This is a genomic window from Gilvimarinus sp. 1_MG-2023 (assembly GCF_030548285.1).
The window spans coordinates 1-451 of the sequence record NZ_JAUOSC010000152.1 but is presented as its reverse complement, the minus strand read 5'-3'; the positions used below and the strand labels follow the sequence as shown (position 1 = coordinate 451).

At 55.0% G+C, this 451-nt stretch carries 1 protein-coding gene; it reads left to right on the top strand.

Going from position 1 to position 451, the window contains the following annotated elements; translation table 11 throughout:
- Nucleotides 1-451: insulinase family protein (locus Q4563_RS16175; RefSeq protein WP_303605204.1), on the top strand; the 451-nt coding region annotated here is incomplete at both ends.

Genomic DNA, 451 nt, shown 5'->3' with positions numbered 1-451 from the left:
CTGTCAGATCGCCCTGACCGCAAAATTCGTGATGACCTGATCGAGTTTTACCAACAGCATTACAGCGCCGATCAGATGACCCTGGTACTGGCAGGCAACTACCCGCTACAACAGCTGCAGGACTGGGCCAAAAACCACTTCAGCGCCGTCCCCAAGCGCGATATCCAGCTCGCCGACTCACGGCCGCCGATGTTTGTACCGGAACAGTTACCGCTCGACGTCAATATCGAGCCGGTGAAAGAAATCCGCCGGTTACAATTTACCTTCCCGATGCCAGAAACCCAGTCGCTGTATCAATACAAACCGCTGCAGCTACTGTCCAACCTGATTGGCCATGAAGGCGAAGGCAGCATCCTCGCCTTATTGAAAGAAAAAGGCTGGGCTGAAGGCCTCAGTGCCGGACGCTCCATCAGCACCCGGTTTGAATCCAACCTGGTCGTCCAGATTGAGC